This is a genomic window from Stenotrophomonas pictorum JCM 9942 (genome assembly GCF_001310775.1).
Classification (GTDB): Bacteria; Pseudomonadota; Gammaproteobacteria; order Xanthomonadales; family Xanthomonadaceae; genus Stenotrophomonas; species Stenotrophomonas pictorum.
Window position 1 is genome coordinate 1 of record NZ_BAZI01000646.1, and the last position, 1,004, is coordinate 1,004.

The window sequence follows — 1,004 nt, forward strand, 5'->3', positions numbered from 1 at the left end:
CCGCAGGGCGGTGGCCAGAGCCGCGGCGAAGGCTCGGTGCTGGGCGGCCTGGGGCGGCTGCTGGACGGCGACAACCGGTTCTAAACGGGGAGCACGGGGGCCGGCGTCGGCAAGGCGCGAAGCGCTATGCTGGCGCCCTTTCCGACGCCCCCTGTTAATCATGAAAGCGCGCACTTCCCGCCTGCTGCTGTTCCTTTCCCTGCTTGGCCTGCTGGCCGCCTGCGGCGGTGAGAACGTCAAACCCGCCGCACCGGCGGTGGCCGCGCCGGTGACCCCGGTCAAGCCGGTGAAGATCGGCGTGGCGCTGGGCGGCGGCGCGGCCAAGGGTTTTGCCCATATCGGCGTGATCAAGATGCTCGAGGCCAACGGCTTCGAGCCGGTGGTGGTGTCCGGCACCAGCGCCGGCAGCGTGGTCGGCGCGCTCTATGCCAGCGGCATGAACGCGTTCCAGATGCAGCAGAAGGCGGTGGCGCTGGATGAAGCCAGCATCCGCGACATCCGCCTGTTCTCCGGTGGCCTGGTGCAGGGCCAGAAGCTGCAGGACTACGTCAACACCCAGGTCGGGAACAAGCCGGCCGAGCAGCTGAAGAAACCGTTCGCCGCGGTCGCCACCCAGCTGGAGACCGGCGACCGCGCGGTGTTCGTGCGCGGCAATGTCGGCCAGGCGGTGCGCGCCTCCAGCTCGATTCCCGGCGTGTTCGAGCCGGTCAGCATCGGCGGCAAGACCTTCGTCGATGGCGGCGTGGTCAGCCCGGTGCCGGTGGACGCGGCACGCCAGCTCGGTGCCGAGTTCGTGATCGCGGTGGATATTTCCAGCCGCGCCACCGGCCAGCGCCCCAGCGGCCTGCTCGGCGCGGTCGGCCAGTCGATCACCATCATGGGCCAGCGGCTGGGCGAGCAGGAACTGGCGCGCGCCGACGTGATCATCCGCCCGCAGGTGCTGGATATCGGTGCGGCCGATTTCGAGCAGCGCGGCCGCGCCATTCTGGAAGGCGAGAAGGCCG

The 1,004-nt window shown here is 70.1% G+C and carries 1 protein-coding gene; it reads left to right on the forward strand.

Annotation, left to right across the window (positions count from 1 at the left end; all coding sequences use genetic code 11):
- Positions 1-160: 160 nt before the first annotated feature.
- Positions 161-1,004, forward strand: an 844-nt coding sequence (locus JCM9942_RS16760; RefSeq protein ID WP_054660970.1) for a patatin-like phospholipase family protein, incomplete at its 3' end; no start/stop codon positions are given.